The organism is Pseudomonas sp. R45(2017), from assembly GCF_002112305.1.
Lineage (GTDB): Bacteria > Pseudomonadota > Gammaproteobacteria > Pseudomonadales > Pseudomonadaceae > Aquipseudomonas > Aquipseudomonas paraglycinae.
Genome location: NZ_NEHH01000001.1, coordinates 242672 through 268745 on the forward strand (window position 1 = coordinate 242672; position 26074 = coordinate 268745).

The 26074-nt window shown below is 60.0% G+C and carries 27 protein-coding genes; 2 read left to right on the forward strand and 25 right to left on the reverse strand.

What is annotated here, in order from left to right; genetic code table 11:
* The 22 genes from CAF74_RS01140 to CAF74_RS01245 form a co-directional block, all read right to left on the reverse strand.
* On the reverse strand, positions 1-1005 hold the full coding sequence (locus tag CAF74_RS01140; RefSeq protein ID WP_085745050.1) for a substrate-binding domain-containing protein: 1005 nt from the start codon (positions 1003-1005) through the stop codon (positions 1-3).
* A gap of 144 nt (positions 1006-1149) precedes the next feature.
* Positions 1150-1968 carry an SDR family oxidoreductase gene (locus CAF74_RS01145; RefSeq protein ID WP_085745051.1) on the reverse strand — a complete coding sequence of 273 codons (819 nt, stop codon included), beginning with the start codon at positions 1966-1968 and terminating at the stop codon, positions 1150-1152.
* Positions 1969-2238: 270 nt separating this feature from the next.
* Positions 2239-3114 carry an SMP-30/gluconolactonase/LRE family protein gene (locus CAF74_RS01150; RefSeq protein WP_085745052.1) on the reverse strand — a complete coding sequence of 292 codons (876 nt, stop codon included), beginning with the start codon at positions 3112-3114 and terminating at the stop codon, positions 2239-2241.
* Between the two features lie 25 nt (positions 3115-3139).
* Positions 3140-3856, reverse strand: a complete 717-nt coding sequence (locus tag CAF74_RS01155; RefSeq protein WP_007950814.1) for a FadR/GntR family transcriptional regulator — start codon at positions 3854-3856, stop codon at positions 3140-3142.
* Between the two features lie 129 nt (positions 3857-3985).
* Positions 3986-5047, reverse strand: coding sequence for a DUF6792 domain-containing protein (locus CAF74_RS01160; RefSeq protein ID WP_158247723.1), 1062 nt, complete (start codon positions 5045-5047; stop codon positions 3986-3988).
* A 109-nt stretch (positions 5048-5156) separates the two neighbouring features.
* On the reverse strand, positions 5157-5717 hold the full coding sequence (locus tag CAF74_RS01165; RefSeq protein ID WP_085745054.1) for a DUF1285 domain-containing protein: 561 nt from the start codon (positions 5715-5717) through the stop codon (positions 5157-5159).
* A 15-nt stretch (positions 5718-5732) separates the two neighbouring features.
* Positions 5733-6338 carry a DUF4823 domain-containing protein gene (locus CAF74_RS01170; protein WP_007950810.1) on the reverse strand — a complete coding sequence of 202 codons (606 nt, stop codon included), beginning with the start codon at positions 6336-6338 and terminating at the stop codon, positions 5733-5735.
* 122 nt (positions 6339-6460) lie between these two features.
* Positions 6461-7429: a GTP 3',8-cyclase MoaA gene (locus CAF74_RS01175; RefSeq protein ID WP_007950807.1), complete on the reverse strand. Its 969-nt coding sequence runs from the start codon at positions 7427-7429 to the stop codon at positions 6461-6463.
* 138 nt (positions 7430-7567) lie between these two features.
* Positions 7568-8206: a TetR/AcrR family transcriptional regulator gene (locus CAF74_RS01180; protein ID WP_007950805.1), complete on the reverse strand. Its 639-nt coding sequence runs from the start codon at positions 8204-8206 to the stop codon at positions 7568-7570.
* Positions 8207-8547: 341 nt separating this feature from the next.
* On the reverse strand, positions 8548-9333 hold the full coding sequence (locus CAF74_RS01185) for a TatD family hydrolase (RefSeq protein WP_085745055.1): 786 nt from the start codon (positions 9331-9333) through the stop codon (positions 8548-8550).
* Positions 9334-9348: 15 nt separating this feature from the next.
* Positions 9349-9705, reverse strand: a complete 357-nt coding sequence (locus CAF74_RS01190; protein ID WP_007950801.1) for a PilZ domain-containing protein — start codon at positions 9703-9705, stop codon at positions 9349-9351.
* A gap of 42 nt (positions 9706-9747) precedes the next feature.
* Entirely contained in the window at positions 9748-10731 is a 984-nt protein-coding gene (locus tag CAF74_RS01195; RefSeq protein WP_085745056.1) for a DNA polymerase III subunit delta', read from the reverse strand.
* Complete coding sequence (tmk, locus tag CAF74_RS01200; RefSeq protein WP_007950797.1) at positions 10724-11356, reverse strand: dTMP kinase; 633 nt, start codon at positions 11354-11356, stop codon at positions 10724-10726. The genes CAF74_RS01195 and tmk overlap by 8 nt, the downstream gene beginning before the upstream one ends.
* A 19-nt stretch (positions 11357-11375) precedes the next feature.
* Positions 11376-12557 carry an endolytic transglycosylase MltG gene (mltG, locus tag CAF74_RS01205; protein ID WP_064383483.1) on the reverse strand — a complete coding sequence of 394 codons (1182 nt, stop codon included), beginning with the start codon at positions 12555-12557 and terminating at the stop codon, positions 11376-11378.
* A gap of 3 nt (positions 12558-12560) precedes the next feature.
* Positions 12561-13376: an aminodeoxychorismate lyase gene (gene pabC / locus CAF74_RS01210; RefSeq protein WP_085745057.1), complete on the reverse strand. Its 816-nt coding sequence runs from the start codon at positions 13374-13376 to the stop codon at positions 12561-12563.
* Positions 13376-14620 (reverse strand): beta-ketoacyl-ACP synthase II, encoded by a 1245-nt coding sequence (fabF, locus tag CAF74_RS01215; RefSeq protein WP_007908259.1) that lies wholly within the window; start codon positions 14618-14620, stop codon positions 13376-13378. Before fabF ends, pabC begins: the two co-directional genes overlap by 1 nt.
* A gap of 108 nt (positions 14621-14728) precedes the next feature.
* Positions 14729-14965: an acyl carrier protein gene (acpP, locus tag CAF74_RS01220; protein WP_003175607.1), complete on the reverse strand. Its 237-nt coding sequence runs from the start codon at positions 14963-14965 to the stop codon at positions 14729-14731.
* A 196-nt stretch (positions 14966-15161) separates the two neighbouring features.
* Positions 15162-15905 (reverse strand): 3-oxoacyl-ACP reductase FabG, encoded by a 744-nt coding sequence (fabG, locus tag CAF74_RS01225; protein ID WP_007950790.1) that lies wholly within the window; start codon positions 15903-15905, stop codon positions 15162-15164.
* 16 nt (positions 15906-15921) lie between these two features.
* Positions 15922-16860, reverse strand: coding sequence for an ACP S-malonyltransferase (gene fabD / locus CAF74_RS01230; protein WP_007950787.1), 939 nt, complete (start codon positions 16858-16860; stop codon positions 15922-15924).
* A 125-nt stretch (positions 16861-16985) separates the two neighbouring features.
* Positions 16986-17996, reverse strand: a complete 1011-nt coding sequence (gene plsX / locus CAF74_RS01235) for a phosphate acyltransferase PlsX (protein WP_074688106.1) — start codon at positions 17994-17996, stop codon at positions 16986-16988.
* A gap of 4 nt (positions 17997-18000) precedes the next feature.
* Positions 18001-18183 (reverse strand): 50S ribosomal protein L32, encoded by a 183-nt coding sequence (gene rpmF, locus CAF74_RS01240; RefSeq protein WP_003179396.1) that lies wholly within the window; start codon positions 18181-18183, stop codon positions 18001-18003.
* A 13-nt stretch (positions 18184-18196) separates the two neighbouring features.
* Positions 18197-18724 carry a YceD family protein gene (locus CAF74_RS01245; RefSeq protein ID WP_003204262.1) on the reverse strand — a complete coding sequence of 176 codons (528 nt, stop codon included), beginning with the start codon at positions 18722-18724 and terminating at the stop codon, positions 18197-18199.
* A 106-nt stretch (positions 18725-18830) separates the two neighbouring features.
* Between CAF74_RS01245 and CAF74_RS01250 the strand changes: the two genes are divergently transcribed.
* A complete protein-coding gene (locus CAF74_RS01250; RefSeq protein ID WP_085745058.1) occupies positions 18831-19409 on the forward strand; it encodes a nucleoside triphosphate pyrophosphatase in 579 nt (192 codons plus the stop codon).
* 46 nt (positions 19410-19455) lie between these two features.
* Here the strand turns inward: CAF74_RS01250 and sppA are convergent, their stop codons facing one another.
* From sppA to rluC, 3 genes are read right to left on the reverse strand one after another with little or no spacing between them, the layout of a single operon-like run.
* On the reverse strand, positions 19456-20445 hold the full coding sequence (gene sppA / locus CAF74_RS01255) for a signal peptide peptidase SppA (RefSeq protein WP_085745059.1): 990 nt from the start codon (positions 20443-20445) through the stop codon (positions 19456-19458).
* 24 nt (positions 20446-20469) lie between these two features.
* On the reverse strand, positions 20470-21132 hold the full coding sequence (locus CAF74_RS01260) for an HAD-IA family hydrolase (RefSeq protein ID WP_085607333.1): 663 nt from the start codon (positions 21130-21132) through the stop codon (positions 20470-20472).
* A complete protein-coding gene (gene rluC / locus CAF74_RS01265) occupies positions 21119-22081 on the reverse strand; it encodes a 23S rRNA pseudouridine(955/2504/2580) synthase RluC (RefSeq protein ID WP_007950779.1) in 963 nt (320 codons plus the stop codon). The genes CAF74_RS01260 and rluC overlap by 14 nt, the downstream gene beginning before the upstream one ends.
* A 698-nt stretch (positions 22082-22779) precedes the next feature.
* On the opposite strand from rluC, the gene rne reads away from it, so the two are divergent.
* Positions 22780-26031: a ribonuclease E gene (gene rne / locus CAF74_RS01270; protein ID WP_085745060.1), complete on the forward strand. Its 3252-nt coding sequence runs from the start codon at positions 22780-22782 to the stop codon at positions 26029-26031.
* Positions 26032-26074: the final 43 nt, after the last annotated feature.

The window sequence follows — 26074 nt, forward strand, 5'->3', positions numbered from 1 at the left end:
TCAGTTCCACAGGCCGATCTTCTCCAGCTCCTGCTTGAAGTTGTCGCGGGTGATCAGGGTGACGTCGTCCATCGCGGTGTACTTCGGTGGTTCTTTGCCGGTGGTGACCCACTCGTGCATCATCTCGGCGGTCTTGTAGCCTTCGATGTGCGGGCTCGGCAGCATCGAACCGTAGAAGCCGCTGTTGGGCTTTTTCAGTTCGCCGATCGCGTCGGTGCCGTTGATGCCGATACCGATCACGTTGGCCGCGGCAAACCCGGCGGCTTCAGTGGCGCGCACGCCGCCGAGCACGGTGTTGTCGTTCATGCCGCCGATGATCAGGTTCTTCGCCGCACTCGGCAGCTTGACCAGCGCCGAGTTGGTGGCGTCCATGCTGCCCGGTACGTCGAGGGTTTTCAGGGCGGCGGTCAGAATGTGATCTTTCGGCATGCCCGCGTCTTCGAGGGCCTTCATTGAGCCGTCGGTGCGCTTCTTGCCGGTGTCGAGTTCGTTGTAGGTGTTGACCACCGCGTAGGTGTCTTTCCAGTCCCAGTTACGCTTTTTCGCCTCGGCGGCCATGGCGGCGCCCTGCTTCTGGCCGACTTCGAAGGCGGCCATGCCGAGGTACGGCACGTCCTCCATGAACTTGCCATTGGCGTCGACGAAACGGTCGTCGACGGCGATCACTTTCAGGTCATTGAGTTTGGCCTTGGCCATGATCGCCGGGCCGAGGGACACATCCGGCGGGCAGATGACGAAGCCCTTGGCGCCGTTGGCCGCGAGGCTGTCGATGGCCGAGAGGGTTTTCTCGCCGTCCGGCACGGCGATCTTGATCAGCTCGAAGCCTTTGTCCTTGGCAGCTTTCTCGGCGAAGGCCCATTCAGTCTGGAACCACGGCTCTTCGGCCTGTTTGACCAGGAAGCCGATCTTCACCGGATCGGCGGCCAGCAGCGAACTGCTCAGGCTGAACGCAGTGACCGCCAGCGCGGTACTGCACAGGGTACGAATCCCGAAACGACGTTTCATAAGCAGACTCCTTGTTATTTTTCTTGAGCGTTATTTGAAAAACGTTAAAGCGGTCGAAGCGTTTCCTGCTAATCATGACGACAATAGTCATATCGTATGATGATTGGATTTCAGGCGGACCTTTCCACCTGAAACCCGCTTTTGTCAGTCGTGGTACATGACCGAGCGACCACCATCGATGGTGATGCACGAGGCGTTGATGAACGGCGCTTCATCACTGGCCAGGAATACAGCAGTCATTGCCACTTCGATCGGTTGGCCGATGCGTTTCGGTGGGTGCAGATCGAAGGCGCGCTGACGTTCGGCGTGTGGGTCGGCGAAGCCGTTCCAGTAATCGACGTTGAGCTGGGTTTCGATGTAACCCGGGGCGATGGCGTTAACGCGAATGCCCTTCGGCGCGTACTCGATGCCCAGCGCGCGGGTCAGACCGAGCAGGCCATGCTTGGCCACCGGGTACGGGAAGCAGCCGGGAATGATGTTGGTGGAATGGGTCGAGGCAATGTTGATGATGCTGCCGATGCCTTGCTCGATCATCTGCGGCAACACGGCCTTGCAACCATACCAGGCGCCGTCGAGGTCGATAGCGAAGCAGCGCTTCCAGTCTTCTTCGGTCATTTCCAGCGGATCGCGGAACACGTTGACCCCGGCGCAGTTGACCAGCACGTCGATACGACCGTGCAGCTCGATGGCCAGTTTGGCCATGGCGTGCAGATCCTGCTGACGCGAGACGTCGGCCTTGATCGCCTGCACATCGGCGCCCTGCCCGCGCCAGTGCGCGGCGACTTTCTCGACCTTTTCAGCCTGGATATCGCTGATCACCAGTTTGGCCTGCTGCGAGGCAAAGGTCGCGACGATCGCTTCGCCGATGCCTTGGGCGGCGCCGGTCAGCAATACGACCTTGTTTTTAAGACGCTCGCCTTTCGGTGGCTCGGGCACCGGTGGCAAGGACAGAGGTTCAGCCATGAATCAGGACTCCTGTTCGAAAGCATAAAAAAACCGGGCATCTGACGATGACCGGTCTGGAAGGCTTCTGAAACAAAACAGGCGAGCGCAGGCCGCGGCACCGAAACGGTCCGAAGCGCTGACTCCGCTTTGGAGTGCGATGGAAATTCGCTGCATCACTTCACCTGTTTTGTTCTTTTTAAGTGTGAGTGCGTGTTACTGCTGGAGCCGACTATAAACCCGACCGCCGAATAATCTCAATATATAATTTTGCATCCCACATTATGGGATTTAACCCGCGAATCGCGTACAGAGCTTTCCGGCGACATCAACCCGCATCGACAGCACAGCGCCGTCCAGCGGGTGGTTCAGCGGACTTTTGGCGCTGGTGATGTACAGGGTTTTCAGGTCGGCGCCGCCGAATACGCAACTGGTCGGACGGCTGATGGGCAGATCGATCTTGCGGTCGATCTGGCCATCCGGTGTCAGGCGCAGCAGACAGCTGCCGTCCCAGCGGGCGTTCCACACGTAGCCTTCGGCGTCCATCGCCGAACCGTCCGGACCGCCGGGCTGATCGGAGCTGTACCAGGGCTGGGCGGGGTCGAGGTTGCCGTCGGTGTGGATGAAGTAGCGGTACAAAGTGCTGTCGAGGCTGTCGCCGAACAGCAACGTGGTGCCGTCGTCGCTCCACAGCAGCGTGTTGGGAATGCCCAGGCCGCGCAGCAATGGCGTGACGCGTTTATCCGGATCAACCCGGAACAGACCGCCGGACCGACGCGTGATCGGCAGATCCTCGCCCTGCTCGCCGATGTTGTTTTGCATGGTGCCGAGCCACAAGCGGCCCTGGCCATCGCAACGTGCCTCGTTGGCGCGGTTGCCCGGTTGCGGATCGGCTATGCAGAACAGCGTCAGTCGCGGCTCAAGTCCGGGGGAATCGAGATCGAGCCGGTAGACGCCGCTGCTCAGGGTCACCAGCGCGTCGCCGCTGGCGCAGGGAATGAACGCCGAGACGTGCTCCGGCATCTGCCAGATCTGCACGTTCTGCCCGATCAGCCGCAGCGCCTGCTTGCCAGCAATGTCCACCCAGTACAGCGCCTGGGTAGGCGCATCCCAGAACGGGCCTTCGCCCAGTTGCGCCCGATGCTCTGTCACCGCAGTCCACGTCATGCAACCTCCTGTCTTGTTGTTTTTGTCAGCTGGCTTTTTTGTCAGCCATCACCTGCGGGTAGAACCGCTTGATGGCCAGGTCGGCATTGTCGATCAGGGTCATGCAGGCCCACACCCCGCGCGCGGCATCCCGGGCGGCGATGGCGTCGGCCATGTCTTTGTGGATGGGCAGAGTGCGGCGCAATTCATCGGGATCGGCCGCAGAAACTTCGAAGGACACGGCGAGCAATGCGCCGAGGGCCGGCACCATTTGCTCGATGAATTGATTGTGGCTGGCGGCGAGAATGCATTCGTGGAAGAACTGGTCAGCACGGTTGTAATCGATACCGCTGTCCACTGCCCGTTCCAGCGCGTTGTAAGCCTGCTGCACCGCTTGCACCTGTTCCACGGTCGCCCGCTCGCAGGCCCAGCGCACCGCCATCGGTTCGATGGTGCGGCGCAGGTCGAGCAGGTCATCGACGAAGTTTTCCGGCAGGCCGCTGCGCGACAGCCAGCCCACGACTTGCGGATCGAAAAGGTTCCAGCGTTTGATCGGCAACACCCGCGTGCCGACTTTCGGCCCGACTTCGAGCATGCCTTTGGCGACGAGGGTCTTGATGGCTTCGCGGATCACCGTGCGGCTGACACCGAGCTGCTCGCCCAGATCGGCCTCGACCTTGATCGCCTGCCCCGGCTTGACCTGGCCGGCGGCAATCCAGGCACCCAGCCAGTCAACCGTTGATGCGTGGAAACTGCTCGACATGGACACTCCGAAGCCGTTCGCTGTGGATGCCCAAGCTAATCATCATATGATTAAACGTCAATCGGGATTTTTAGGCTGGCGGACACAAGGCCTCAGGGGTACAACTCATCCCCCCCGAAGCGACCGACCTCAGGGGGCCGGAGGTGAGATCAATGGCACTGCCTGGTCAGCAAAACTTTCGGTATAAACGACGTCCTTGGTTGCCCCCGCCACTTCCGCGAAGCGACAGGCAAAGAACTGGCTTCCATGATTGGAAACACCCCCAGCGCTGGTCAAGAAGTTGAACCGCAGATCCCTGACGTGCGAATCCCTTTTTTGCGGCGGGACAATCATATTGATGACCAACCGCACGTAAGCGAGCGCTTCGCCATGTTCGAAAACGCGGTCAATTTCCAATCCATGAGTATTTTCATCGCGGGGGGGATTCTGGGTACTGAGCCAACCAGTGACAGGGGAGGAGTTGAATGCCACGACTTTTGAAACTTTGATCAGGTGCTCGCTGGATCTGGGCATTGCATAGGCCAACTGCTGCGCCAGACCGCCTCCAAGGGAATGCCCCAAAGCAACGACCTTCACATCAGGCGGCAGTCGATGCTGGCGAATGCGGGTCTGTATTTCATCCTCGAAGACCCGAGCCACAATATCTCGCGTTATATCGTATTGGTCTTCGCCACGCAGTTTTGTCGGGATGAACCAGCGAGCATTGGATTCCCAGTCCTGACGCTGATCACCCTCGGTACCACGAAAAACGATAGCGACCTCGGAAACGTCACTGCTTCCCTTGCCCGTTCGATGCTCCCATACACTGAAAAACAACTTCGCTTTCTCAGCCTTTTTGGCCAGATTGGGTCCAGGGAACTGAGTCCATGCGTACCAGCCGGGCGTGGGGATCGTCACATCACTGTGAGGTTTACACGATCGCTCGAACTGCTTGGATAAGGGCTCGGTCACTTGTTTGATATTGGCCTGCACCAGTTGTTGCTTGTAATCAGGCCATTTCAAGTGATAGGCATTCGCCGCGAGGGCTGTATAAACCCAATAATTCTTCGCGACTGTTTCAACGTCATGATGAATCGTGTAACTGCTCTGATCATGCTCTCGAATCAGTACGGTGTCCGGTTTCTGTACCCATGAGCTGCATCCCGTCTGCAAAACGATCAACGTCAGCGCACCGACTTGATGTCTGTTCATTTCCATGCCCCTTCTGGCGAGTGGCATCTTGCCACACTACAGCTATAGCAGCTGCCGGAAAGGATTCAAGCGGGCTCGATCTGCGCAGTGGCGCCAGGCGGACAACATCTCAAGGTTCAAGACCTATCGGGAAAAACTCACCGCCACTCCAAATACCCAACCATCGCTGATCGTCGATCTCACGGCTGACAGCCAGCTCCACTAACTGATAGAACACGTTGCGGTGGATCAGCGCTTCGAGGTTGGTGCGCACATGCACGTAAGGGGCAGGTTCTTGCGTCGTCGGATCGATTTCGACCCGGATCGGATGTTCGGGACCGGCCTCGGTGGTTTCATCGACGTTGGTGGTAAAGCGCAGCAGTTGCGCCTCCCCCTCGCCTTCCACCTCGACGGCAATCGCCACAAATGGCGCGTCATCGACCTTGATCCCGACCTTCTCAACCGGAGTAATCAGGAAATAATCATCGCCGTCGCGGCGGATGATGGTGGAGAACAGCTTGACCATTGGCTTGCGCCCGATCGGCGTGCCCAGGTAGTACCAGGTGCCGTCACGGGCGATGCGCATGTCGATGTCGCCGCAGAAATCCGGATTCCACAAGTGCACCGGCGGCAAGCCTTTGGTTTTGGGGATTTGCCCCAGCAGGTCATTGGCTTTTTGCGGGCCACTCATGGCGTACTCCTTGAATTACTGGTCCCCGACGCCCAGCAGGCTGCGCGCGTACTGCGCAAGCGGTGGGCCGATCAGGTCTTCGGGCTTGTTGTCGTGGAACGTCAGTAAACCGCCACGACTCTTGATCCGTGCAGTATCAATCAAATACTGGGTGCTGGTCTCGATCAACATGATCTGAATCACGCCGCCGTCGATACCGAGGCGATCCACGGCTTCCTGATCCAGCCACTCATCGGAGTTGCCGATGCGGTCGTCGGCCTTGGCGAAACGGGTGTACAGCAGGTAGTGGGCACCGGCGTCGCGGGCTTCGCCCATCGCCTGATCGAGGCCTTCCGGCGCACGGGCGCGGCGGACCATCGGGAAGTACTCGACGAAGCCTTTGAAGGCCTCTTCAGCCACTACGTTGGGCCGCGGGTAAGAACCACCCGGCGGCGCGAACGAGCCTTGCGCAATGTAGATGAACGAATCCGGCTGAATGCGGAAATTGTTTACGCGACGGCTGTCGCTGTGATCCAGCAGCCCAGCGTCGCTCATCTGGTAGCGAGTCCCTTCGGCCATGTCACTGACAGTCATACAGCCGCCCAGCGCCAAAACGGCCAGCAGCAAAACCAGGCTACGCATCCTAATCCTCCAGAAGCCGGTGACGGAAAACCGGCGAATGGCCGTAGGATGCAGCTTTTGCGCCAGTCCTTGGAAATGTGCAGGTATCCGCTTTGAAATAAGACTTCGTGGCTAAACCGGATTCAGCCGCCGATGATCTTCATGACGGTGGCGCCACCGGAGAACGCGACTTCCTGTTTGTCGCCCAGCGCCTTGACCAGCAGCCGCTGCAACGCTGGCAGCGCCTCATGACGCGGCTTGTCGAGCAGGTCACCGACGTAGTGGCGGTTGCTCGACGAAAGGCAGCCATGCAGCCATCCGGTGGACGACAGACGCAGTCGCGAGCAGGTTCGGCAGAACGGCACACTTTCGTTGGCAATCACGCCGAAGTTGCCCCGACCGGGAATCGCATAGCGAACCGCCGTCGCGTCCACTGGCGCGTCGGTTTGCGCGTACTCGTAATGTTCGCCGATCAGGCTCAGCAGCTGTTGCAGGCTGACGAACTGTTGCAGGAAGGCGTTGGAATCAGTGGCCAGGTGGCCCATGCGCATCAGCTCGATGAAGCGTAGCTCAAAGCCGCGCTCGAGGCAGTAATCGAGCAGCGGCATCACCTGGTCGAGGTTCTGCCCGCGCAACGGCACCATGTTGACCTTGATCTTCATCCCCGCCGCGGCCGCTTGATCCATGCCATCCAGCACGGTGGCCAGATCGCCGCCACGGGCAATGCTGCGGAACGCGCCGGCGTCCAGGGTATCGAGGGAAACGTTGATGCGTCGCAGGCCGGCATCGACCAGCAGCGGGAGCTTTTTCGCCAGGAGCTGACCGTTGGTGGTCAGGCTGATGTCTTCCAGACCCATCTTGCCGACGGCGCTCATGAACGATTCGAGTTTGGGGCTGACCAGCGGCTCGCCGCCGGTAATGCGCAGGCGCTCGATGCCGGCGGCTTCGATCAGATAAGCCACGCCTCGTGCCATGGCCTCGGCCGACAGTTCATCCTGCGCAGCCACCAGCCGCTTGCCGTTGGGCACGCAGTAGGTACAGGCGTAATTGCAGGCTGAAGTCAGACTGATCCGCAAATTGCGAAAACGCCTGCCTTGACGGTCAACGATCATGAAGCACTCCGGCGATGGAAAATCGAGCGGCTAAAACTTGACTCACAATTCAAGTTTTAGCAAGCCCTATGCCTGAGTATATTCCTGCGGTACTGCGCCATGTAGCGAAAAACACGGCGCATAAGGCAACTGAATGATTCAGCTGCTTGGCGTTTCAGGGTCGCGCTTGCGCTTGTTGCCCATGCGCACACCGATATCCATCAGGAACTGGAAGAAACCTTCCTGATCTTCCAGCACATTGCTCCAGAACGGCGAGTGATACAGCGCCACCGCGCCGTGCACCAGCGCCCAGGATGCGCAGTAGTGGAAGTACGGCGGGACGTCTTCGAGCTTGCCTTCGCTGATGCGGCCCTTGATGAGCAGCGTCAGGCGTTCGAAGTTCGAGGCACGGATCTTGTGCAGCTCCTCGACCATCTCGGGCACCTGATTGCCCTTGACCACCTTCTCTTCCAGGCGATCGAACAGGCGATAGCGCTGCGGGTCGCGCATGCGGAATTCAAAGTAGGCACGGGACAGCGCTTCCTTGTCCTTGTCGACATCGGCCGAGTGCAACAGCTCGTTCAAGTCGCGCTCGTAATCGAGCATCAGGCGCAGATAGATTTCGGCCTTGGACTTGAAGTGCTTGTAGATCGTGCCTTTGCCGATACCCACGGCATCAGCAATCATCTCGACGGTGACACTGTCTTCACCTTGTTCGAGGAACAGCTTGAGCGCGGTATCGAGAATTTCTTGCTCGCGGCGACGAAACTCACGGACCTTACGAGGTTCTTTGTGCATAAGAAAAGGTCTGTAGGGGTCAAAATTCGAAGCCGCGTATTATGCCTAACTTGCGCAAAAATGCACGGATCATCCGACCATATCTGTGTTTCTTGTTCATTTCACGAACGTTTCGGGGGGAATGAGAACATAACCGAAGCGAACGTATTCCAAATTTGTTTAAAAACCCCGGCCGGCCAACTGGACTCGGCGCCAGACTGATCAATACTTGAACTGTCGGGCGACATCTCCCCCAAGTGTCGCGCCGGTAAAGGTACCAAGGGACCGCGTGCCTTTGTTTTACTCCTAATGGTCTTAACCCGGATTCACCCCCCAGAACCCGGGTTTTTTTTGCCTGCGATTCAGGCTTTTACATGCGCCAGCGGAAACAGTCGCTTGAAGTTCTCGGTGGTCTGCTCGGCAAAGCGCTCGTAGTTCTCGCCGCGCAGCATCGCCAGAAACTCTGCCACTTCCCGCACGTATTGCGGCAGGTTCGGTTTGCCGCGATACGGGATCGGCGCCAGATACGGCGAATCGGTTTCCACCAGCAGGCGATCGGCCGGAACCTTGCTCGCCACATCGCGCAGCGCATCGGCATTGCGGAAGGTGACGATGCCCGACAGGGAAATGTAATAACCCATGTCCAGCGCCGCCTTGGCCATGTCCCAGTCTTCGGTGAAGCAATGCAACACACCGGCCTGGAGCAGCGCGGCTTCGCGCAGCAGCTCGAGCGTATCGGCACGGGCGCCACGGGTGTGGATGATCACCGGTTTGCCAGTCTGCTGTGCTGCTTGCAGGTGCAGTCGGAACGACTCCTGCTGCAGTTCCGCCGCTTCCGGCTCGTAGTGATAGTCCAGACCGGTTTCGCCGATCGCCACCACTTTCGGGTGATTGAGCTCGTGCAGCAGCCAGTCCAGCGCCGGCGCCGCGCCCGGCTGCACATCCAGCGGATGTACGCCAACCGAGCAATCGACATCGTCGTAGCGCTCGGCGAGGGCTTTGACGTCGGCCGCGTTGTCGGCGCTGACGCCGATGCACAGGAAGTGTCCGACCCCGCGCTGACGGGCCGCGTCCAGCGCGGCATCCAGGGAACCGTCGTGAACGGCGAGGTCGAGGCGATCAAGGTGACAATGGGAATCTACGAGCATAAAAAGGACTGCAACTTACATCGTATGAGTGGGACGGTCGGACTTCAGGGCTCCGGCCAGATGAGTTTCGATGCGACTGCGCGCGGTGTTGTCGCCATCGTTGAATTGCACGCCGACGCCGGCTGCGCGGTTACCCTGGGCGCCTTTGGGGGTGATCCAGGCCACTTTGCCGGCCACCGGAATCTTCTCCGCCTCGTCCATCAGGTTCAGCAGCATGAACACCTCGTCGCCCAACTTGTAGCTCTTGTTGGTCGGGATGAACAGGCCACCGTTCTTGATGAACGGCATGTAGGCGGCGTAAAGGACCGACTTGTCCTTGATGGTCAGGGACAAGATGCCGTTACGCGGCCCCGGGCTGACAGGTTCATTCATGTTGACCTCCACTGCTGATGTTCAGAGTCTAGGTACACATTCTTATCTTTGACCAGGCAAGCTCGCCCATTGCACCAGCAACGCTTCCAGCAGCAACGCCGCATTGAGGTTGGCCTTGCTCAGGACTTTCTGACGCTGGGCGAGGATCCAGTCCTGAATATCCAGCACTTTAGGCTGAGCACTTTTCTGCGCCAGGTACTGCACGACCTTGCGCATATCGGTCAGGCCGAGGCCTGCTTCATCCTGGGTCAATTGATAGCGCAGGATCAGGCTCGACCAGTCGCAGAACCAGTCGAACAGCCGCAGCATCGGAATGTTTTTCCACTCCTCGGCCAGTTGCGTCGGCGATTGCTGCTGCTTGAGCAGCTTCTTCACGCCTTCGACAACCTGCGAACGCTGTTCACGCACGCCCTGCCCCTGCAACGTGACGGCGGCCAACGGCGAGCCGGCGGCCAGGGTCAACAGTTCGACCCGTTCGTCTTCGGAACATTCCGGCAATGCCTGAGCCAGCCATTGCAGGCTCATGGATTCGCTCGGCAGCGGACAGGCCTGCTGCACGCAGCGGCTCTTGATGGTCGGCAACAACCGGCTCGGCTGGTGGCTGACCAGCAGCAGCACGGTATCGCCGGACGGCTCCTCAAGGCTCTTGAGCAAGGCGTTGGCGGCGTTGATGTTCATCGACTCCACCGGTTCGATCAGCACCACCTTGCGCCCGCCCAGTTGTGCGGTCTGCACCACGAAACTGACCAGATCACGCACCTGGTCGACCTTGATCGCCTTGTCCGCTTCCTCCGGTTCGAGGATGTAATTGTCCGGGTGGCTGCCGGCCTTGAGCAGCAGACAGGATTTGCACTCGCCGCAGGCTTCAGGCGTCGGACGCTGGCACAGCAGGCTGGCCATCAGTCGCTCGGCCAGCGCGCGCTTGCCGATCCCGGCCGGCCCGTGCAGCAGATACGCGTGGGCATGCTGAGTGCGACCGGCCAGTTGCTGCCAGAGGCTGTCCTGCCACGGATAGGCCTCAGCCACGGCTCAGCTCCAGCAAATTCGGAATCAGGGTATCCAGCGATTGTTGAACCTTGGCCAACGGCTGACCGGCGTCGATCCGCACGTAACGCGCCGGATCGGCTTCGGCGCGCTTGAGGAAAGCACTGCGTACGGCCTCGAAAAACTCACGGCCTTCCAGCTCGAAACGATCCAGACGTCCACGAGCACTGGCGCGGGCCAAACCGATTTCCACCGGCAGATCGAAAATCAGCGTCAGGTCGGGACGCAAGTCGCCCTGCACGAAAGTCTCCAGCGCCGCGATGCGCTCCAGCGACAAGCCACGACCGCCACCCTGATAGGCGTAAGTCGAATCGGTGAAACGGTCACACAGCACGACCGCACCACGGGCCAGTGCCGGTCGAATGACTTCAGCCAGATGCTGGGCACGGGCGGCGAACACCAGCAACAGCTCGGTGTCCGGATTCATCACTTCGTCGACCGGGGCCAGCAACACCTCACGAATGCGCTCGGCCAGCGGCGTACCGCCGGGCTCGCGGGTCAGCACCACTTCAATACCGGCGGCGCGCAGGCGCTCGGCGAGGTATTCGCGGTTGGTGCTTTTGCCGGCGCCTTCCGGGCCTTCCAGGGTAATAAACAAGCCAGTCACAGGCAGTCCTTAATCAAAGTCATTGCGTGTTTTGGGGAGCGGAGGCTTCCGGTTCCGGCGTCGGCGCAGGCTCTTGAGCAGGCGGCTGCGGCAACGACTCCGGTGCAGTGTCGGGAGAGGCGGCAGGTATCGCCTCCTCGGCTGCCGGAGCGGTTTCGGGCGCAGTCGTCGGCGCCGGGCTCGAGCGGTAATCCGCGCGCCGCTTGAGCTGGTACTCGCGCACCGCATTGTTGTGCGCGTCCAGATCATCGGAGAACACGTGACTGCCATCGCCACGGGCAACAAAGTAGAGACTGGTGCCATCCACCGGGTTGAGGGCGGCGTGAATGGCTTCACGTCCGACCATGGCGATCGGCGTCGGCGGCAGGCCGGGAATCATATACGTGTTGTACGGCGTGGCTTCCTTGAGGTGGGCGCGGGTCAGCTTGCCGTTGTAGCGGTCGCCCAGACCGTATATCACCGTCGGGTCGGTCTGCAACTGCATGCCCAGCGCCATGCGCCGCACAAAGACGCCGGCAATCTGGCCACGTTCCTGAGGCACGCCGGTTTCCTTCTCCACCAGCGACGCCATGATCAGCGCCTGATAGGGCTCGGTGTAAGGCACGTCGGCGGAGCGTTTTTCCCACTCCTTGGCCAGCACTTCGTCGAGGCGGTCGAAGGCCTTTTTCAACAGTTCGGTATCGGTCACACCGCGCACGAAGCGGTAGGTGTCGGGGAAGAAGCGGCCTTCAGGGAACAGGCCCTTGTGACCGATTTTGGCCATCACATCACTGTCGCTCAGACCGTTGAGGGTCTGCTCGATCTTTTCATCTTTGGCCAGCGCGGCGCGCACTTGATGGAAATTCCAGCCTTCGACCAGGGTCAGGCTGTACTGAACCACATCGCCGCGCTTCCACAGGTCGATCAGGCCGTTGACGGTCATGCCCGGCTGCATGCGGTATTCACCGCTGTGAATCGGCGTGCCGGCAAGGTTGAAACGCCAATAGACCCGCAGCCAGAACGCGTCCTTGATGACGCCATCGGCTTCGAGTCCAAGAAAAGTACGGGTCGGGGTGGATCCCTTGGGCACATCCAGCAGTTCTTCCTGCGTGATGTTCAGGGGCTGTTCCAGCGCCGAATGAATCTTCCAGGCGCTGGCGCCCAACAGCAGCCCTGCCAGAACCAGTCCGGTTTCCAGCAGCAGCAAAAGTTTACGTCTCACGAATCAGGCATCCAGTAGCGCGCGGGCAATGGTTTGCAGTTTACGGGTGAGCGGGCCAACCGGCCAGCTCAGAGCAGCACAGGCGCGTACCGGCCAGACGCCATACACGCTGTTGCAGACAAAGACTTCATCGGCCCATTGCAGCTGTTCGAGGGGGATGTCGGTGATTTGCACGGGGATGCCCAGGGACTCCGCCTGAAACAATATTTCTGCGCGCATCACCCCGGCCACGCCGCAGCGTTTCAGGTCCGCCGTGATCAGCACACCGTCACGCACCAGGAACAGATTGCTGAACACGCCTTCGATCACCCGACCGGCCTGGTCGAGCATCAAACCTTCGGCGTGTTCACTGTCCCGCCATTCGGCGCGGGCAATAACCTGTTCCAGTCGATTGAGGTGTTTGAGCCCGGCAAGCAACGGCTGTCTGGACAAACGCGTGCTACACGGAAAAAGGCGAACGCCCTGCTCGGCGTGGGCCGCTGGATAAGCGGCGGGAGGATTGCCTTGCAGAATGCGTCGGCCCTGCGCTGAAGGATCCGGCGCATAACCGCGCAATCCGTCGCCACGGGTGAGGATGAGTTTGAGCACGCCCTCGCCCATCGCGGCGGCATAGGATTGCAGCTCATGGCGAACCCGCTCGATGTCGGCTGCGATGGCCAGACGCGCACAGCCGTCGGCCAGACGCGTCAGATGCCGATCCAGCAGCAACGGCTGACCGCTACGCACGGCGATGGTCTCGAACAGACCGTCGCCGTAAGCCAGGCCGCGATCTTTCAGCGACAGAGCGTCAGCCGGCAGACCGTCGACCCAGCAGTCCATCAGCCGGCGAACCGACGGAACGCCAACGTGCCGTTGGTGCCGCCAAACCCGAACGAGTTGGACAGTACGACATCGATATCCATGTTGCGCGCGGTGTGCGGCACGAAATCGAGGTCGCAGCCTTCGTCCGGCTCATCGAGGTTGATGGTTGGTGGCGCCACCTGGCTGTTGATCGCCAGCACGCTGAAGATCGCCTCGACCGCGCCCGCCGCACCCAGCAGGTGCCCGGTCATGGACTTGGTGGAGCTGACTGCCAGCTTGTAGGCGTGATCACCGAACACCGACTTGATCGCGTTGGCTTCAGCGAGGTCACCGGCCGGGGTCGAAGTGCCGTGGGCGTTGATGTATTGCACTTGATCGACGTTGATCTTCGCATCGCGCAGCGCGTTGGTGATGCAGCGCGCGGCACCAGCGCCGTCGGCGGGTGGCGAAGTCATGTGGAAGGCGTCGCCACTGGTGCCGAAACCGATCAGCTCGGCGTAGATGGTCGCGCCACGGGCCTTGGCGTGCTCGAGCTCTTCGAGCACCAGGGCACCGGCGCCGTCGGACAGTACGAAGCCGTCACGGCCCTTGTCCCACGGACGGCTGGCGCGGGTCGGCTCGTCGTTGCGGGTCGACAGCGCACGGGAAGCACCAAAGCCGCCCATGCCCAGACCGCACGCGGCCATTTCGGCACCGCCGGCAATCATCACGTCGGCTTCGTCGTACATGATGTTGCGCGCCGCCATGCCGATGCAGTGCGTACCGGTGGTACACGCTGTGGCGATGGCGTAGTTAGGCCCCTGTGCACCCAGGTGGATGGACAGGAAACCGGAAATCATATTGATGATCGAGCCAGGCACAAAGAACGGAGAAATCCGGCGCGGGCCAGTCTCGTGCAGCGTGCGGCTGGTTTCTTCGATGTTGGTCAGACCGCCGATACCCGAACCCATGGCCACGCCAATGCGTTCACGGTTGGCATCGGTGACTTCCAGACCGGCATTGCGTACGGCTTGAAAGCCGGCCGCCAGACCGTACTGAATGAACAGGTCGAGCTTGCGCGCTTCCTTGACCGACAGGTATTCCTCGACATTGAAGCCCTTTACCGAGCCGCCAAAGCGGGTGGAATAGGCAGAAAGGTCGGTGTGTTCGATCAGACCAATGCCACTGCGGCCAGCCAGAATGCCCTGCCAACTGCTCGGCACATCCGTGCCCAGTGGCGACAACATACCCATACCGGTGACTACGACGCGTCTACGCGACACAGCACTCTCCTTTTTCAAATGACGACTTTGCATCAGGCCTAAAGAAAAAACCGCACGCCATGATGGCAGTGCGGTTTTTCCATGACAGCAAGCAACGATTACAAACTATTACGCCTGGTGGCTAGTAACGTAGTCGATTGCAGCTTGTACAGTAGTGATCTTCTCAGCTTCTTCGTCAGGGATTTCGGTCTCGAATTCCTCTTCCAGAGCCATCACCAGCTCAACGGTGTCAAGGGAGTCGGCACCCAGGTCTTCTACGAAGGAAGCGGTGTTGACCACTTCTTCTTCTTTAACACCCAGTTGCTCGGCAACGATTTTCTTGACGCGCTCTTCGATGGTGCTCATACCTTGTTTTCACTCCTAATGGACAAATTCAGGCAGCTGGCCAGTGGGTAAGTGTATAGAAAGACTTTTCAGCTTTTCAACTGAAAGCTTCACTCCTCAAACCCTGCGGCCCTCTGCCTATAAATAGATTGCAGCTTTATAACGGATTTTAGACAGCTCGTATGACATTTTTTTGAAGCAATCCGTCACATTTGAATTACATGTACATCCCGCCGTTAACCGGGATTGTAGCCCCGGTCACGTATGCCGCACCGTCGGATGCAAGAAAAGCGACCACGGACGCGATCTCTTGAGCTTGTCCCAGACGGCCCAGCGGAATCTGCGTCTGCAAGGCTTCACGCTGTGCTTCAGGCAGCTCGCGGGTCATATCGGTGTCGATGAACCCTGGGGTTACCGAGTTGACCGTAATCGAACGCGAACCGACTTCACGCGCCATGGCACGGCTGAAACCTTCCAGACCGGCCTTGGCGGCTGCATAGTTTACTTGGCCAGCGTTGCCCATGGCACCCACCACCGAGCCAATACTGATAATTCGGCCCCAACGCGCCTTGGTCATGCCGCGCAAAACGCCCTTGGACAGGCGATACAGACTGTTCAGGTTGGTATCGATCACGTCGTACCACTCGTCGTCTTTCATGCGCATCATCAGGTTATCGCGGGTGATGCCAGCATTGTTGACCAGAATCGCCACCGGCGCACCGAACTGCTCCTGGATGCTCGCCAGCACTTTGGTGACCGATTCGTCGCTGGTGACGTTCAGTTCGAAACCTGCGCCCTGGATGCCGTTTTCCTTCAGGGTCGCAGCAATACGCTCGGCGCCCGAAGCGGAAGTCGCGGTGCCAACAACGATGGCGCCCTGACGACCCAGTTCCAGTGCGATAGCCTGGCCGATGCCACGGCTTGCGCCGGTGACCAGTGCAACTTTACCTTGCAGACTCATGCAAGCTTCTCCTGATTCAGACAGCCGCTGCGCGAGCAGCAGCAAAAGCGTCTGGGGTATTGAGGTTGGAAGTCGAAACGCCTTCGGCGCAACGTTTGTTCAGACCGGCCAGCACCTTGCCAGGGCCGCACTCGACCAGATTGGTCGCACCTTTGGCGGCCAGGGTCTGTACGGACTCGACCCAGCGGACCGGCTTGTAGAGTTGCTCCAGCAGATCACGCTTGAGGGTTTCCAGATCCGCCGGCACCTGAGCGCTGACGTTCTGTACCACAGGGATCTGCGGCGCCTGCCAGTCGATGGCAGCGATGGATTCGGCGAAGCGCTCGGCAGCCGGACGCATCAGCTCGCAGTGCGACGGCACGCTGACCGGCAGCGGCATGGCGCGCTTGGCACCACGGGCCTTGCAGCCTTCAATGGCGCGCTCAACGGCCGCCTTGGCACCGGCGATCACTACCTGACCCGGGGAGTTGAAGTTCACCGCACTGACCACTTCGCCCTGCGCCGCTTCAGCACAGGCAGCGAGAACATCGGCATCTTCCAGACCGAGGATGGCAGCCATGCCGCCCTGCCCGGCCGGAACAGCTTCCTGCATCAGCTGGCCACGGCGCTCAACGAGTTTTACCGCATCGGCAAGGCTCAAGCTGCCGGCAGCGACCAGCGCGCTGTATTCACCCAGGCTGTGACCGGCAACGAAGGCCGGACGCGCACCACCTTCCGCCAGCCACAGACGCCACAGGGCGATCGAAGCGGTCAGAATGGCCGGTTGGGTTTTATCGGTTTGATTGAGCAGCTCTTCCGGGCCCTGCTGGGTCAGCGCCCACAGGTCGTAGCCCAGAGCATCGGATGCTTCTTTGAAAGTTTCGAGGATCAACGGATGTTGCGCGCCCAGCTCGGCCAGCATGCCGAGGGACTGCGAACCCTGTCCTGGAAAGACGAATGCGAGGGAAGCAGACATGTAACAAGCCCCTAATGATCTTGTCGTCGGAAAAATGGCATCCCGCTAGAGGGACGCAAGAAACTGACAGTTGGATGGCCCTTTGAACCGGGCGGTCACATTTAAGCATTGTCCGACGAAAACGCCTAAGACAACAAATCCTCCAGACGGCCGTGCAGGCGTTCGGGAAGATTCTCCTGAATCTCGATCAGCGCTCGCTGAATGGCACTCTGAAATCCCTGAACCCCGGCCGAACCGTGACTTTTCACGACAATGCCCTGCAAACCGAGGAAGCTTGCGCCGTTATGTCGCGCCGGTGCCAGATCAGCCTGCAGACGCTTCATCAATGGCAACGCCAGAGCGCCGACAGCGCGGGAGGCGAGGTTTTTCTTGAACAAAGCCTCGATGCGCGCAGCGATCATGGTCGCCAGGCCTTCGCTGGACTTGAGCAGAATATTGCCGACAAAACCATCGCAAACCACCACGTCCGCCTCGCCGCGATACAAACCGTCACCTTCGATGAAGCCGATGTAATTGATGCCCCGGGCAGCCTGCAGCAACGTCGCAGCAAGCTTGACCTGCTGATTGCCCTTGATGTCTTCGGTGCCGATATTCAGCAGCGCGACACGCGGGCGAGCGATACCCAGCGTTTGCGCCGCCACGGAACCCATCACGGCGAACTGCAACAGATGCTCGGCACTGCAATCGACGTTGGCGCCCAGATCAAGCAACTGGCAATAGCCCTTCTGAGTAGGGATCGCGGCGACCATGGCCGGACGATCAATCCCCGGCAGGGTCTTGAGCACAAATCGCGACAGCGCCATCAAGGCACCGGTATTGCCGGCACTGACACAGGCCTGAACCTTGCCGTCACGCAGCAATTCGAGAGCGACACGCATCGACGAGTCCGGCTTGCCACGCAGGGCCTGAGCAGGTTTTTCGTCCATGGTGATGACTTCGGACGCCGGAACAATCGTCAGGCGCGCGCGATCGGCAGCCGATTGGCCGGTGATCAGTTCTTCAAGAAGGGAGGGTTGACCGACGAGGGTCAGGTGCAGCGAGGGCGTAGCAGAAAGGCAAGCAAGGCTGGCCTGAACAATGCTGCGGGGACCGAAGTCCCCGCCCATTGCGTCAATCGCGATGACTTGAGCGGACAAGTGATTACTCGTCAGCGCCCTTGTCGATCACTTTACGGCCACGGTATACGCCTTCTGGCGATACGTGGTGACGCAGGTGAACTTCACCAGTGGTTTTTTCTACAGACAGGGTGCTAGCCTCGAGAGCGTCGTGCGAACGGCGCATGTCACGGGCAGAGCGGGATTTTTTGTTCTGCTGAACAGCCATAATTGATTAACTCCTAAACGTTTGGGTCACGCTTTAACTGCGCCAATACACTGAACGGGTTGGACCGCGTTACCTCGTCCTCGCTCGGTTCGGGCTCATCTGCTCCCGCCGGCTGCTGGCATTCTTCCGGATGATGAGCAGGCACAATGGGCAAGGCGAGCAGAAGCTCCTCCTCGATCAGTGACTGCAGATCCAATGGATCTTCGCCCAGTTCCAGCACGTCATAACCTTTCGGCAACGACTGGGTATTCGCACCCTCCTTCACCACGGCATAACTGCATTCGCTGTGGATCGGCAGGGTGACCAGCTCAAGACAACGCTGGCAAACCATTTTGACTTCGGTGTCGATAAAGCTGTGGATTACCACAGATTTACGTTCATCTCGTTCAAAAACGAATTTTGCCTGCACCGTACCGACGTCGTCGGAAAGCGGGTCGCAGAGTCTCTTCAAATCGGCCAGCAGCAGTTCACCTTGAAGGGTGGTGCCACGGTCAGCCAATTTGCGCGGGTCAACGTGAGGTGGAATCGGGTCATTCAACATAGGCGCAGCATTATAGGGATGCACCCACCCATGTCAAAGGAAATTGTGCCCTGTCCGTCACTTGCGCGCCTCCGCTAGAATCTGTCACCTGCCTCTGGAGATGCGAATGCTGCCTTTATTACTCGCTTCAAGCTCGACCTATCGTCGGGAATTGCTCAGCCGCCTGCGCCTGCCGTTCGTCTGCAGCTCACCGGATATCGATGAAAGCCATCGCCCGGACGAGTCGGCAATCGAGCTGGTCAAGCGCCTCGCCGAACAGAAAGCCCGCGCCCTGGCCGACAGCCACCCTGCTCACCTGATCATCGGCTCCGACCAGGTTGCGGTACTCGGCGAGCGCATCATCGGCAAGCCGCACACCTTCGAAAATGCCCGCGAACAACTGATGGCCGCCAGCGGCGCCAGCGTGACCTTCCTCACCGGCCTGGCCCTGCTCAACAGCCAGACCGGCCACTGCCAGGTCGACTGCGTGCCCTTCACCGTAAACATGCGCGTACTGGACCAGGCCCGCGTCGAGCGCTATCTGCGCGCCGAGCAGCCCTACGACTGCGCCGGCAGCTTCAAGGCCGAGGGACTGGGCGTGAGCCTGTTTCAATCCACCGAAGGCCCGGACGCCACCAGCCTGATCGGCCTGCCACTGATTCGCCTGATCGACATGCTATTGACGGAAGGCGTACAGATTCCCTGAACCACAAAAAACCGGCCCTCAGGCCGGTTTTTCTTGCAGCATTCGATCAGCGTAACGACGGGCCGTTAAAACCCATCCACATTGCCAGTTTCTCGGCAACGCTGGCACCGAGCTTCTTCGAGAAGCGGTCGAACGGCGATTCCTGAACGGTGAAGTCCACCAGTTCCTTTTCGCCAATCACGTCACGCGCCACCGAACTGGCATTGCCCAGACCATCGATCAGCCCCAATGGCAGCGCCTGCTCGCCAGACCAGACCAGCCCGGAGAACAGCTCCGGATGCTCTTTGTCTTTCAAGCGATCGCCACGCCCCTGCTTGACGCTATTGATGAACTGCTTGTGCGTGGTATCCAGCACACTTTGCCAGAACGCCGTCTCTTCCGGCTTCTGCGGCTGGAACGGATCGAGGAACGCCTTGTGCTCGCCAGAAGTGTAAGTGCGACGCTCGACGCCAAGTTTCTCCATGGTGCCGACAAACCCGTAACCGGCCGCCGTCACACCAATGGAACCCACCAGACTGGCCTTGTCGGCGTAGATCTGATCCGCCGCACTGGCGATGTAATAGGCACCGGAAGCGCCAAGATCGGAAATCACCGCGTACAGCTTGGTGTCAGGATGCAGGCCGCGCAAACGCTTGATCTCGTCATACACGTAACCCGACTGCACCGGACTGCCGCCCGGGCTGTTGATGCGCAGGATTACGCCTTTGACCTTCTTGTCTTCGAACGCCGCCCGCAGACTGCCGACAATGTTGTCGGCACTGGCCGGCTCTTTGTCGGCAATCATGCCGGTGACGTCGATCAGCGCGGTGTAGTTCGGGCCACGAGTTGCGCTTTTTTCCATGTCCATCAACGGCGTGAACAGGATCAGCGCAACAAACAGATAAACAAACGTCAGCAGTTTGAAGAAGATACCCCAGCGTCGTGAACGACGCTGCTCCTGCACGCCGGCCAGCAGAGTCTTTTCCAGCAGCTTCCAGCTTTTCGCATCACCGTCGTCGGCAGTTGCCTTGGCCGGTGCTTTCCATTCGTCGGTCATGCCATCCACCCCAGCAAAAACGTATTAAGCCTGCTGCCCCAGCCAGGCGTGCAATTCGGAAAAATGGTCGATCGACAGTCGCGGCTCGAACTGCTGCAGTGATTCGATCGATTGCGCGCCATAACTGACCGCCACCGAATCCATCCCCGCATTGCGCGCCATCAGCAGGTCGAAGGACGAATCGCCGACCATCAACGCCTGTTCGGCACGCACACCGCAGTGAGCGAGTATCTGCTCCAGCATCAGAGGGTGCGGCTTGCTCGCAGTTTCATCGGCAGCGCGGGTGATATCGAAATAATCTTCCCAGCCATTGGCCTTGAGCACCCGATCCAGACCGCGACGATTCTTGCCGGTCGCGACAGCCAGGTGATAGCCCTGCTCGCGAAAGGACGCCATCGACTCGACTACACCTTCGAACAACGGCGAAGGCACGGCTTCTGCAGCGATGTAGTGATCGGCGTAATACTCGCGGAACAAGGTCATTTCGGCATCACTGATTTCGGGATACAGCGTGCGGATCGCCTCGGGCAAGCCCAGACCGATGATGCCCTTGACGGCAAAATCATCACGCAACTCGAAACCGGAGCGCCCGGACGCCGAGTGCATTGCCTCGACAATCCGATGAATGGAATCGGCCAGGGTGCCGTCCCAATCGAAAATCAGCAGCTTGTAATCAGATGGGCGCACTCAATCGCTCCACAGTCTTGGCCCACATTTCATCGACCGGTGCCTGCAACTTGAGCTCACCGCCATCGGGCAGCGGCACGGTCAGCATGTAGGCGTGCAGGAACAGGCGCTTGCCGCCCAGATCACGGATTTCCTTACTGAAACCGTCATCGCCGTATTTGGTGTCACCCGCAATGCAATGCCCGGCGTGCAACGTGTGAACGCGGATCTGGTGCGTGCGACCGGTGATCGGCTTGGCTTCGATCAAAGTGGCAAAATCGCCAAAGCGACGCAGGACCTTGAACACGGTCACAGACTCCTTGCCCTCCTCCTCGTCGACCTCGACCATGCGCTCCCCGGAGCGCAGATTGCTCTTGCCGAGCGCCGCACGGACTTGCTTGATCGAGGTCGCCCAATTGCCGCGAACCAGTGCCATGTAACGCTTGTCGACACCGTCACCGCGCAACGCGGCATGCAAGTGGCGCAACATGCTGCGCTTCTTGGCGATCATCAGCAGGCCGGAGGTGTCGCGATCGAGACGGTGAACCAGTTCCAGCTCCTTGGCATCGGGGCGCAACTGACGAAAGGCTTCGATAACGCCGTAATTCAGGCCGCTGCCACCGTGAACCGCAATGCCGGCGGGCTTGTTGATCACGATCAGGGCCTTGTCTTCGTAGACAATCGAGGCTTCCAGGCGCTGCAACAGGCCTTGGGCCAAAGGCACCGGCTCGTCACGCTCAGGCACACGAACAGGCGGCACGCGCACGATGTCGCCGGCCTGCAGCTTGTATTCGGGCTTGATCCGACCTTTGTTCACACGCACTTCGCCTTTGCGCAAAATGCGGTAAATCAAGGTCTTGGGCACGCCTTTGAGCCGGGCGAGGAGGAAATTGTCGATTCGTTGGCCGGCATATTCCGGCGAGACCTCAAGCAATTGAACGCCTGGAGTCGAAGGGGCAGTAGTCGTCATGGCGCCGATGATAACAATTTTTATGGAATTGAAGCACTTAATCATTGCTGCTATAGTCGCGAACGCCGCCAAAAGCGGCCTGGACAGCGGAACCACGGTCAAAAACCGGCCCTGACCAACGCAATTCACCAGGACGCGAGGCCGTCCTACGGGGCTTTTGCTACGTAACGGTGGAGTTTGCAGCTGTAACAAGCGCAGGTGACATGAGGCCTGAATCACGCCGCAAAGCAGAGTTTTGACTCGCCACGCGAGCCATATTCACGGCCAGTTCACAAAGTGCAGTCAGCCGCGGATGACCCCGAGCGAAGACTCCGGAAACACCGCCTGAATTAGCCATGATGCGTGACCTCCCCTTTCGGAGCTCACGGTAAATGCCAACCCGCTGCGGATTCTGCGCGCGGCAGCACCCGAATTATCAGGGATACGTGTAGGGTGGAGATGCACAACCGCTGGACTGTGTAGCAACAGGTTTTATCAAGACGCTTCATCTCGTCCACAGCCACCGGTTGATTCCTCCTCCTGACTGAGTGCTTAAGTAGCCACAGCAAGCAGGACGCGTACGTCGCGATAACGGCCCAATTGGCCGGACATCGCTGGACACGGGAATGGCCAACCACTCCCGACGCACCTGACACCGACCGTGAGAAGTCGTGTGTGCCGAACGCCGTTTCCGGCAGCCCGGAAACCGACGGTACTACATGAAAAGAATGCTGATTAACGCAACTCAACCCGAAGAGTTGCGTGTTGCACTGGTAGATGGCCAGCGCCTCTACGACCTGGACATCGAATCCGGTGCACGCGAGCAGAAAAAGGCCAACATCTATAAAGGCCGCATCACTCGCATCGAACCAAGCCTTGAGGCTGCCTTTGTCGATTTCGGCTCCGAGCGCCACGGCTTCCTACCCCTCAAAGAAATCTCCCGCGAATACTTCAAGAAAGCCCCTGAAGGCCGCGTCAACATCAAGGACGTCCTGAGCGAAGGCCAGGAAGTCATCGTTCAGGTCGAAAAAGAAGAGCGTGGCAACAAGGGCGCAGCCCTGACCACCTTCATCAGCCTGGCCGGTCGTTACCTCGTTCTGATGCCGAACAACCCGCGTGCCGGCGGCATCTCCCGTCGCATCGAAGGCGAAGAGCGCAACGAACTGCGTGAAGCGCTGAACGGTCTGGTCGCTCCGGCCGACATGGGTCTGATCGTGCGCACTGCAGGCCTGGGCCGCAGCAGCGAAGAAATGCAGTGGGACCTCGATTACCTGCTGCAACTCTGGACCGCCATCAAAGAAGCCTCGCTGGATCGTTCCGCGCCGTTCCTGATCTACCAGGAAAGCAACGTCATCATCCGCGCCATCCGCGATTACCTGCGCCAGGACATCGGCGAAGTGCTGATCGACAGCGTTGAAGCCCAGGACGAAGCCCTGACCTTCATTCGCCAGGTGATGCCGCAGTACGCCAGCAAGATCAAGCTTTACGAAGACAGCGTTCCGCTGTTCAACCGTTTCCAGATCGAAAGCCAGATCGAGACCGCTTTCCAGCGCGTCGTTGAACTGCCGTCCGGCGGCTCCATCGTCATCGATCCGACCGAAGCCCTGGTGTCCATCGACATCAACTCGGCGCGCGCCACCAAAGGCAGCGACATCGAAGAAACCGCCCTGCAGACCAACCTTGAAGCGGCTGAAGAAATCGCCCGTCAGTTGCGCCTGCGCGACATCGGCGGCCTGATCGTCATCGACTTCATCGACATGACCCCTGCCAAGAACCAGCGCGCCGTGGAAGAGAAAGTCCGCGAATGCCTGGAAGCCGACCGCGCCCGCGTGCAGATCGGTCGCATCTCGCGCTTCGGCCTGCTGGAAATGTCCCGTCAGCGCCTGCGTCCTTCGCTCGGCGAAAGCAGCGGCATCGTCTGCCCGCGCTGCAGCGGCACCGGCATCATCCGTGACGTCGAATCGCTGTCCCTGGCGATCCTGCGCCTGATCGAAGAAGAAGCCCTGAAAGACCGCACCGCCGAAGTTCGCGCTCAAGTGCCGATCCCGGTGGCCGCGTTCCTGCTCAACGAAAAACGCAACTCGATCACCAAGATCGAACTGCGCACCCGCGCCCGCATCGTCATCCTGCCGAACGATCACCTCGAAACCCCGCATTTCGAAGTTCAGCGTCTGCGTGACGACAGCCCGGAAGCCGCGACCAACCAGTCCAGCTACGAAATCGCTGCCGCTGCCGCCGACGTCGAAGACGTCCAGCCAGCCGCCGCGACCCGCACCCTGGTGCGCCAGGAAGCCGCCGTCAAGACCGCTCCGGCCCGCGCCAACGCTCCGGTTCCGACCGAAGTCGCCGCTCCGGCCCCGGCACCTGCTCCGGTTGCCGCGCCAGAGCCAAGCCTGTTCAAAGGCCTGGTGAAGTCGCTGGTCAGCCTGTTCGCCACCAAGGAAGAACCTGTAGCTCCGGTTGTGGTTGAAAAACCAGCCACCGAGCGTCCGGCCCGCAACGAAGAGCGTCGCAACGGTCGTCAGCAGAGCCGCAACCGTAACGGTCGCCGCGATGAAGAACGCAAGCCGCGCGAAGAACGTGCACCGCGTGAAGAGCGCGCCCCACGTGAGCCGCGTGAAGAGCGTCAGCCGCGCGAACCACGTGAAGTCCGCGAGCCGCGCGAATCCCGTGACGAAGCACCGGTAGCCCGCGAAGAACGCGCACCACGCGCCCCTCGTGAAGAACGTGCACCACGTGCTCCACGTGAAGATCGCAAGCCGCGTGGCGAGCGTGAAGAACGCGTACGTGAACTGCGCGAACCTCTGGATGCCGCTCCGGCCGTTGCTGCCGCCGCCACCGCTGAAGAGCGTCCGGCCCGTCAGCCGCGTGAAGAACGTGCGCCACGTCCTCCGCGTGAAGAGCGTCAACCGCGTGCCGAACAGGCCGCTGCTGCCGTCGCTGAAGAAGAAATCACCACCAACGAAGAGCAACTGCCGGAAGACGGTTCGGAGAACGCCGAAGGCGATCGTCCACGCCGCCGCTCCCGTGGTCAGCGTCGTCGCAGCAACCGTCGCGAACGTCAGCGTGATGCCAACGGCAACGTGATCGAAGGTTCGGAAGAATCCGAGTCCGGCGAAAACGCCCAGGCGCCAAGCACTGCCGATCTGGCTGCTGGTCTGGCTGTTACCGCTGCAGTTGCCAGCACCGCGATCAGCGCTCCGGCTGAAGCTCAGGCCCACGAGCAAGCTGAACGCGCTACCGCTGCAACACTGGAAACTGCTCCAGTAGAAGCGCCGGTTGTTGAAGCAACCACTCCGGTAGAAGTAGCTGCCGCTCCGGAAGTCGAAGTGGCTCCGGCTCGCGAAGCTCAGCCTCAGGTTGAAGCGGCTGCCGAACCAGCGGTGACCTTCCAAGCACCAGCCGTAGTTGAAGAGTCGGTTGTCGAAACCGTCGCTGAAACCGTGACCGAAACCGTGCGTGAAGTTCGCGAAGAACAGACCGCATTCAACTGGGTCGCCGAGCCAGCTGTCGCAGAAACACCAGCGCCAGTGGTTGAAGCACCTGTTGTTGAAGAAGCCAAGACTGCCGAGCCAGTAGTGTTTGCCGAACCGGCACCGGTCGTTGAAGCCCCTGTGGTTGAAGCGCCAGTTGTCGCCGAAGCACCTGCCCCGGTAGTTGAAGCGTCTCCAGTTGTCGCGCCGGTCAGCGCCCTGACCCCAAGCGGCCGCGCACCAAACGACCCGCGTGAAGTGCGTCGTCGCAAGCGTGAAGAAGAGCGTCTGCAGAAGGAAGCCGAACTGGCTGCCGCTGCTGCTCCAGTCGCTGCCGAGCCAGTGGTTGCCGAAGTGGTCGAGGCAGCTCCTGCCCCTGTCGCTGAAGAAGTTGCCGTTGAGGCCGTGATTGCCGAAGCACCACGCTCCGTTCAGGAAGCGGTCGAGCAACACGAAGAGGCCCAGGAAAAAGAACACGAGCCTAAACCTCTCGTCTGATTCCAAAGCCAATAAAAAGCCCCGCCTGGTGATCCAGGCGGGG

What these genes read in the sequence shown, in the direction of transcription:
- CAF74_RS01140 (WP_085745050.1), bottom strand. Translation starts at nt 1,005, where the DNA reads ATGAAACGTCGTTTCGGGATTCGTACCCTGTGCAGTACCGCGCTGGCG.
- CAF74_RS01145 (WP_085745051.1), bottom strand. Translation starts at nt 1,968, where the DNA reads ATGGCTGAACCTCTGTCCTTGCCACCGGTGCCCGAGCCACCGAAAGGC.
- CAF74_RS01150 (WP_085745052.1), bottom strand. Translation starts at nt 3,114, where the DNA reads ATGACGTGGACTGCGGTGACAGAGCATCGGGCGCAACTGGGCGAAGGC.
- CAF74_RS01155 (WP_007950814.1), bottom strand. Translation starts at nt 3,856, where the DNA reads ATGTCGAGCAGTTTCCACGCATCAACGGTTGACTGGCTGGGTGCCTGG.
- CAF74_RS01160 (WP_158247723.1), bottom strand. Translation starts at nt 5,047, where the DNA reads ATGAACAGACATCAAGTCGGTGCGCTGACGTTGATCGTTTTGCAGACG.
- CAF74_RS01165 (WP_085745054.1), bottom strand. Translation starts at nt 5,717, where the DNA reads ATGAGTGGCCCGCAAAAAGCCAATGACCTGCTGGGGCAAATCCCCAAA.
- CAF74_RS01170 (WP_007950810.1), bottom strand. Translation starts at nt 6,338, where the DNA reads ATGCGTAGCCTGGTTTTGCTGCTGGCCGTTTTGGCGCTGGGCGGCTGT.
- CAF74_RS01175 (WP_007950807.1), bottom strand. Translation starts at nt 7,429, where the DNA reads ATGATCGTTGACCGTCAAGGCAGGCGTTTTCGCAATTTGCGGATCAGT.
- CAF74_RS01180 (WP_007950805.1), bottom strand. Translation starts at nt 8,206, where the DNA reads ATGCACAAAGAACCTCGTAAGGTCCGTGAGTTTCGTCGCCGCGAGCAA.
- CAF74_RS01185 (WP_085745055.1), bottom strand. Translation starts at nt 9,333, where the DNA reads ATGCTCGTAGATTCCCATTGTCACCTTGATCGCCTCGACCTCGCCGTT.
- CAF74_RS01190 (WP_007950801.1), bottom strand. Translation starts at nt 9,705, where the DNA reads ATGAATGAACCTGTCAGCCCGGGGCCGCGTAACGGCATCTTGTCCCTG.
- pabC (WP_085745057.1), bottom strand. Translation starts at nt 13,376, where the DNA reads ATGGACTGCTGGGTCGACGGTCTGCCGGCTGACGCTCTGTCGCTGAAA.
- acpP (WP_003175607.1), bottom strand. Translation starts at nt 14,965, where the DNA reads ATGAGCACCATCGAAGAGCGCGTCAAGAAAATCGTTGCCGAGCAACTG.
- fabG (WP_007950790.1), bottom strand. Translation starts at nt 15,905, where the DNA reads ATGAGTCTGCAAGGTAAAGTTGCACTGGTCACCGGCGCAAGCCGTGGC.
- fabD (WP_007950787.1), bottom strand. Translation starts at nt 16,860, where the DNA reads ATGTCTGCTTCCCTCGCATTCGTCTTTCCAGGACAGGGTTCGCAGTCC.
- rpmF (WP_003179396.1), bottom strand. Translation starts at nt 18,183, where the DNA reads ATGGCTGTTCAGCAGAACAAAAAATCCCGCTCTGCCCGTGACATGCGC.
- CAF74_RS01245 (WP_003204262.1), bottom strand. Translation starts at nt 18,724, where the DNA reads ATGTTGAATGACCCGATTCCACCTCACGTTGACCCGCGCAAATTGGCT.
- CAF74_RS01250 (WP_085745058.1), top strand. Translation starts at nt 18,831, where the DNA reads ATGCTGCCTTTATTACTCGCTTCAAGCTCGACCTATCGTCGGGAATTG.
- sppA (WP_085745059.1), bottom strand. Translation starts at nt 20,445, where the DNA reads ATGACCGACGAATGGAAAGCACCGGCCAAGGCAACTGCCGACGACGGT.
- rluC (WP_007950779.1), bottom strand. Translation starts at nt 22,081, where the DNA reads ATGACGACTACTGCCCCTTCGACTCCAGGCGTTCAATTGCTTGAGGTC.
- rne (WP_085745060.1), top strand. Translation starts at nt 22,780, where the DNA reads ATGAAAAGAATGCTGATTAACGCAACTCAACCCGAAGAGTTGCGTGTT.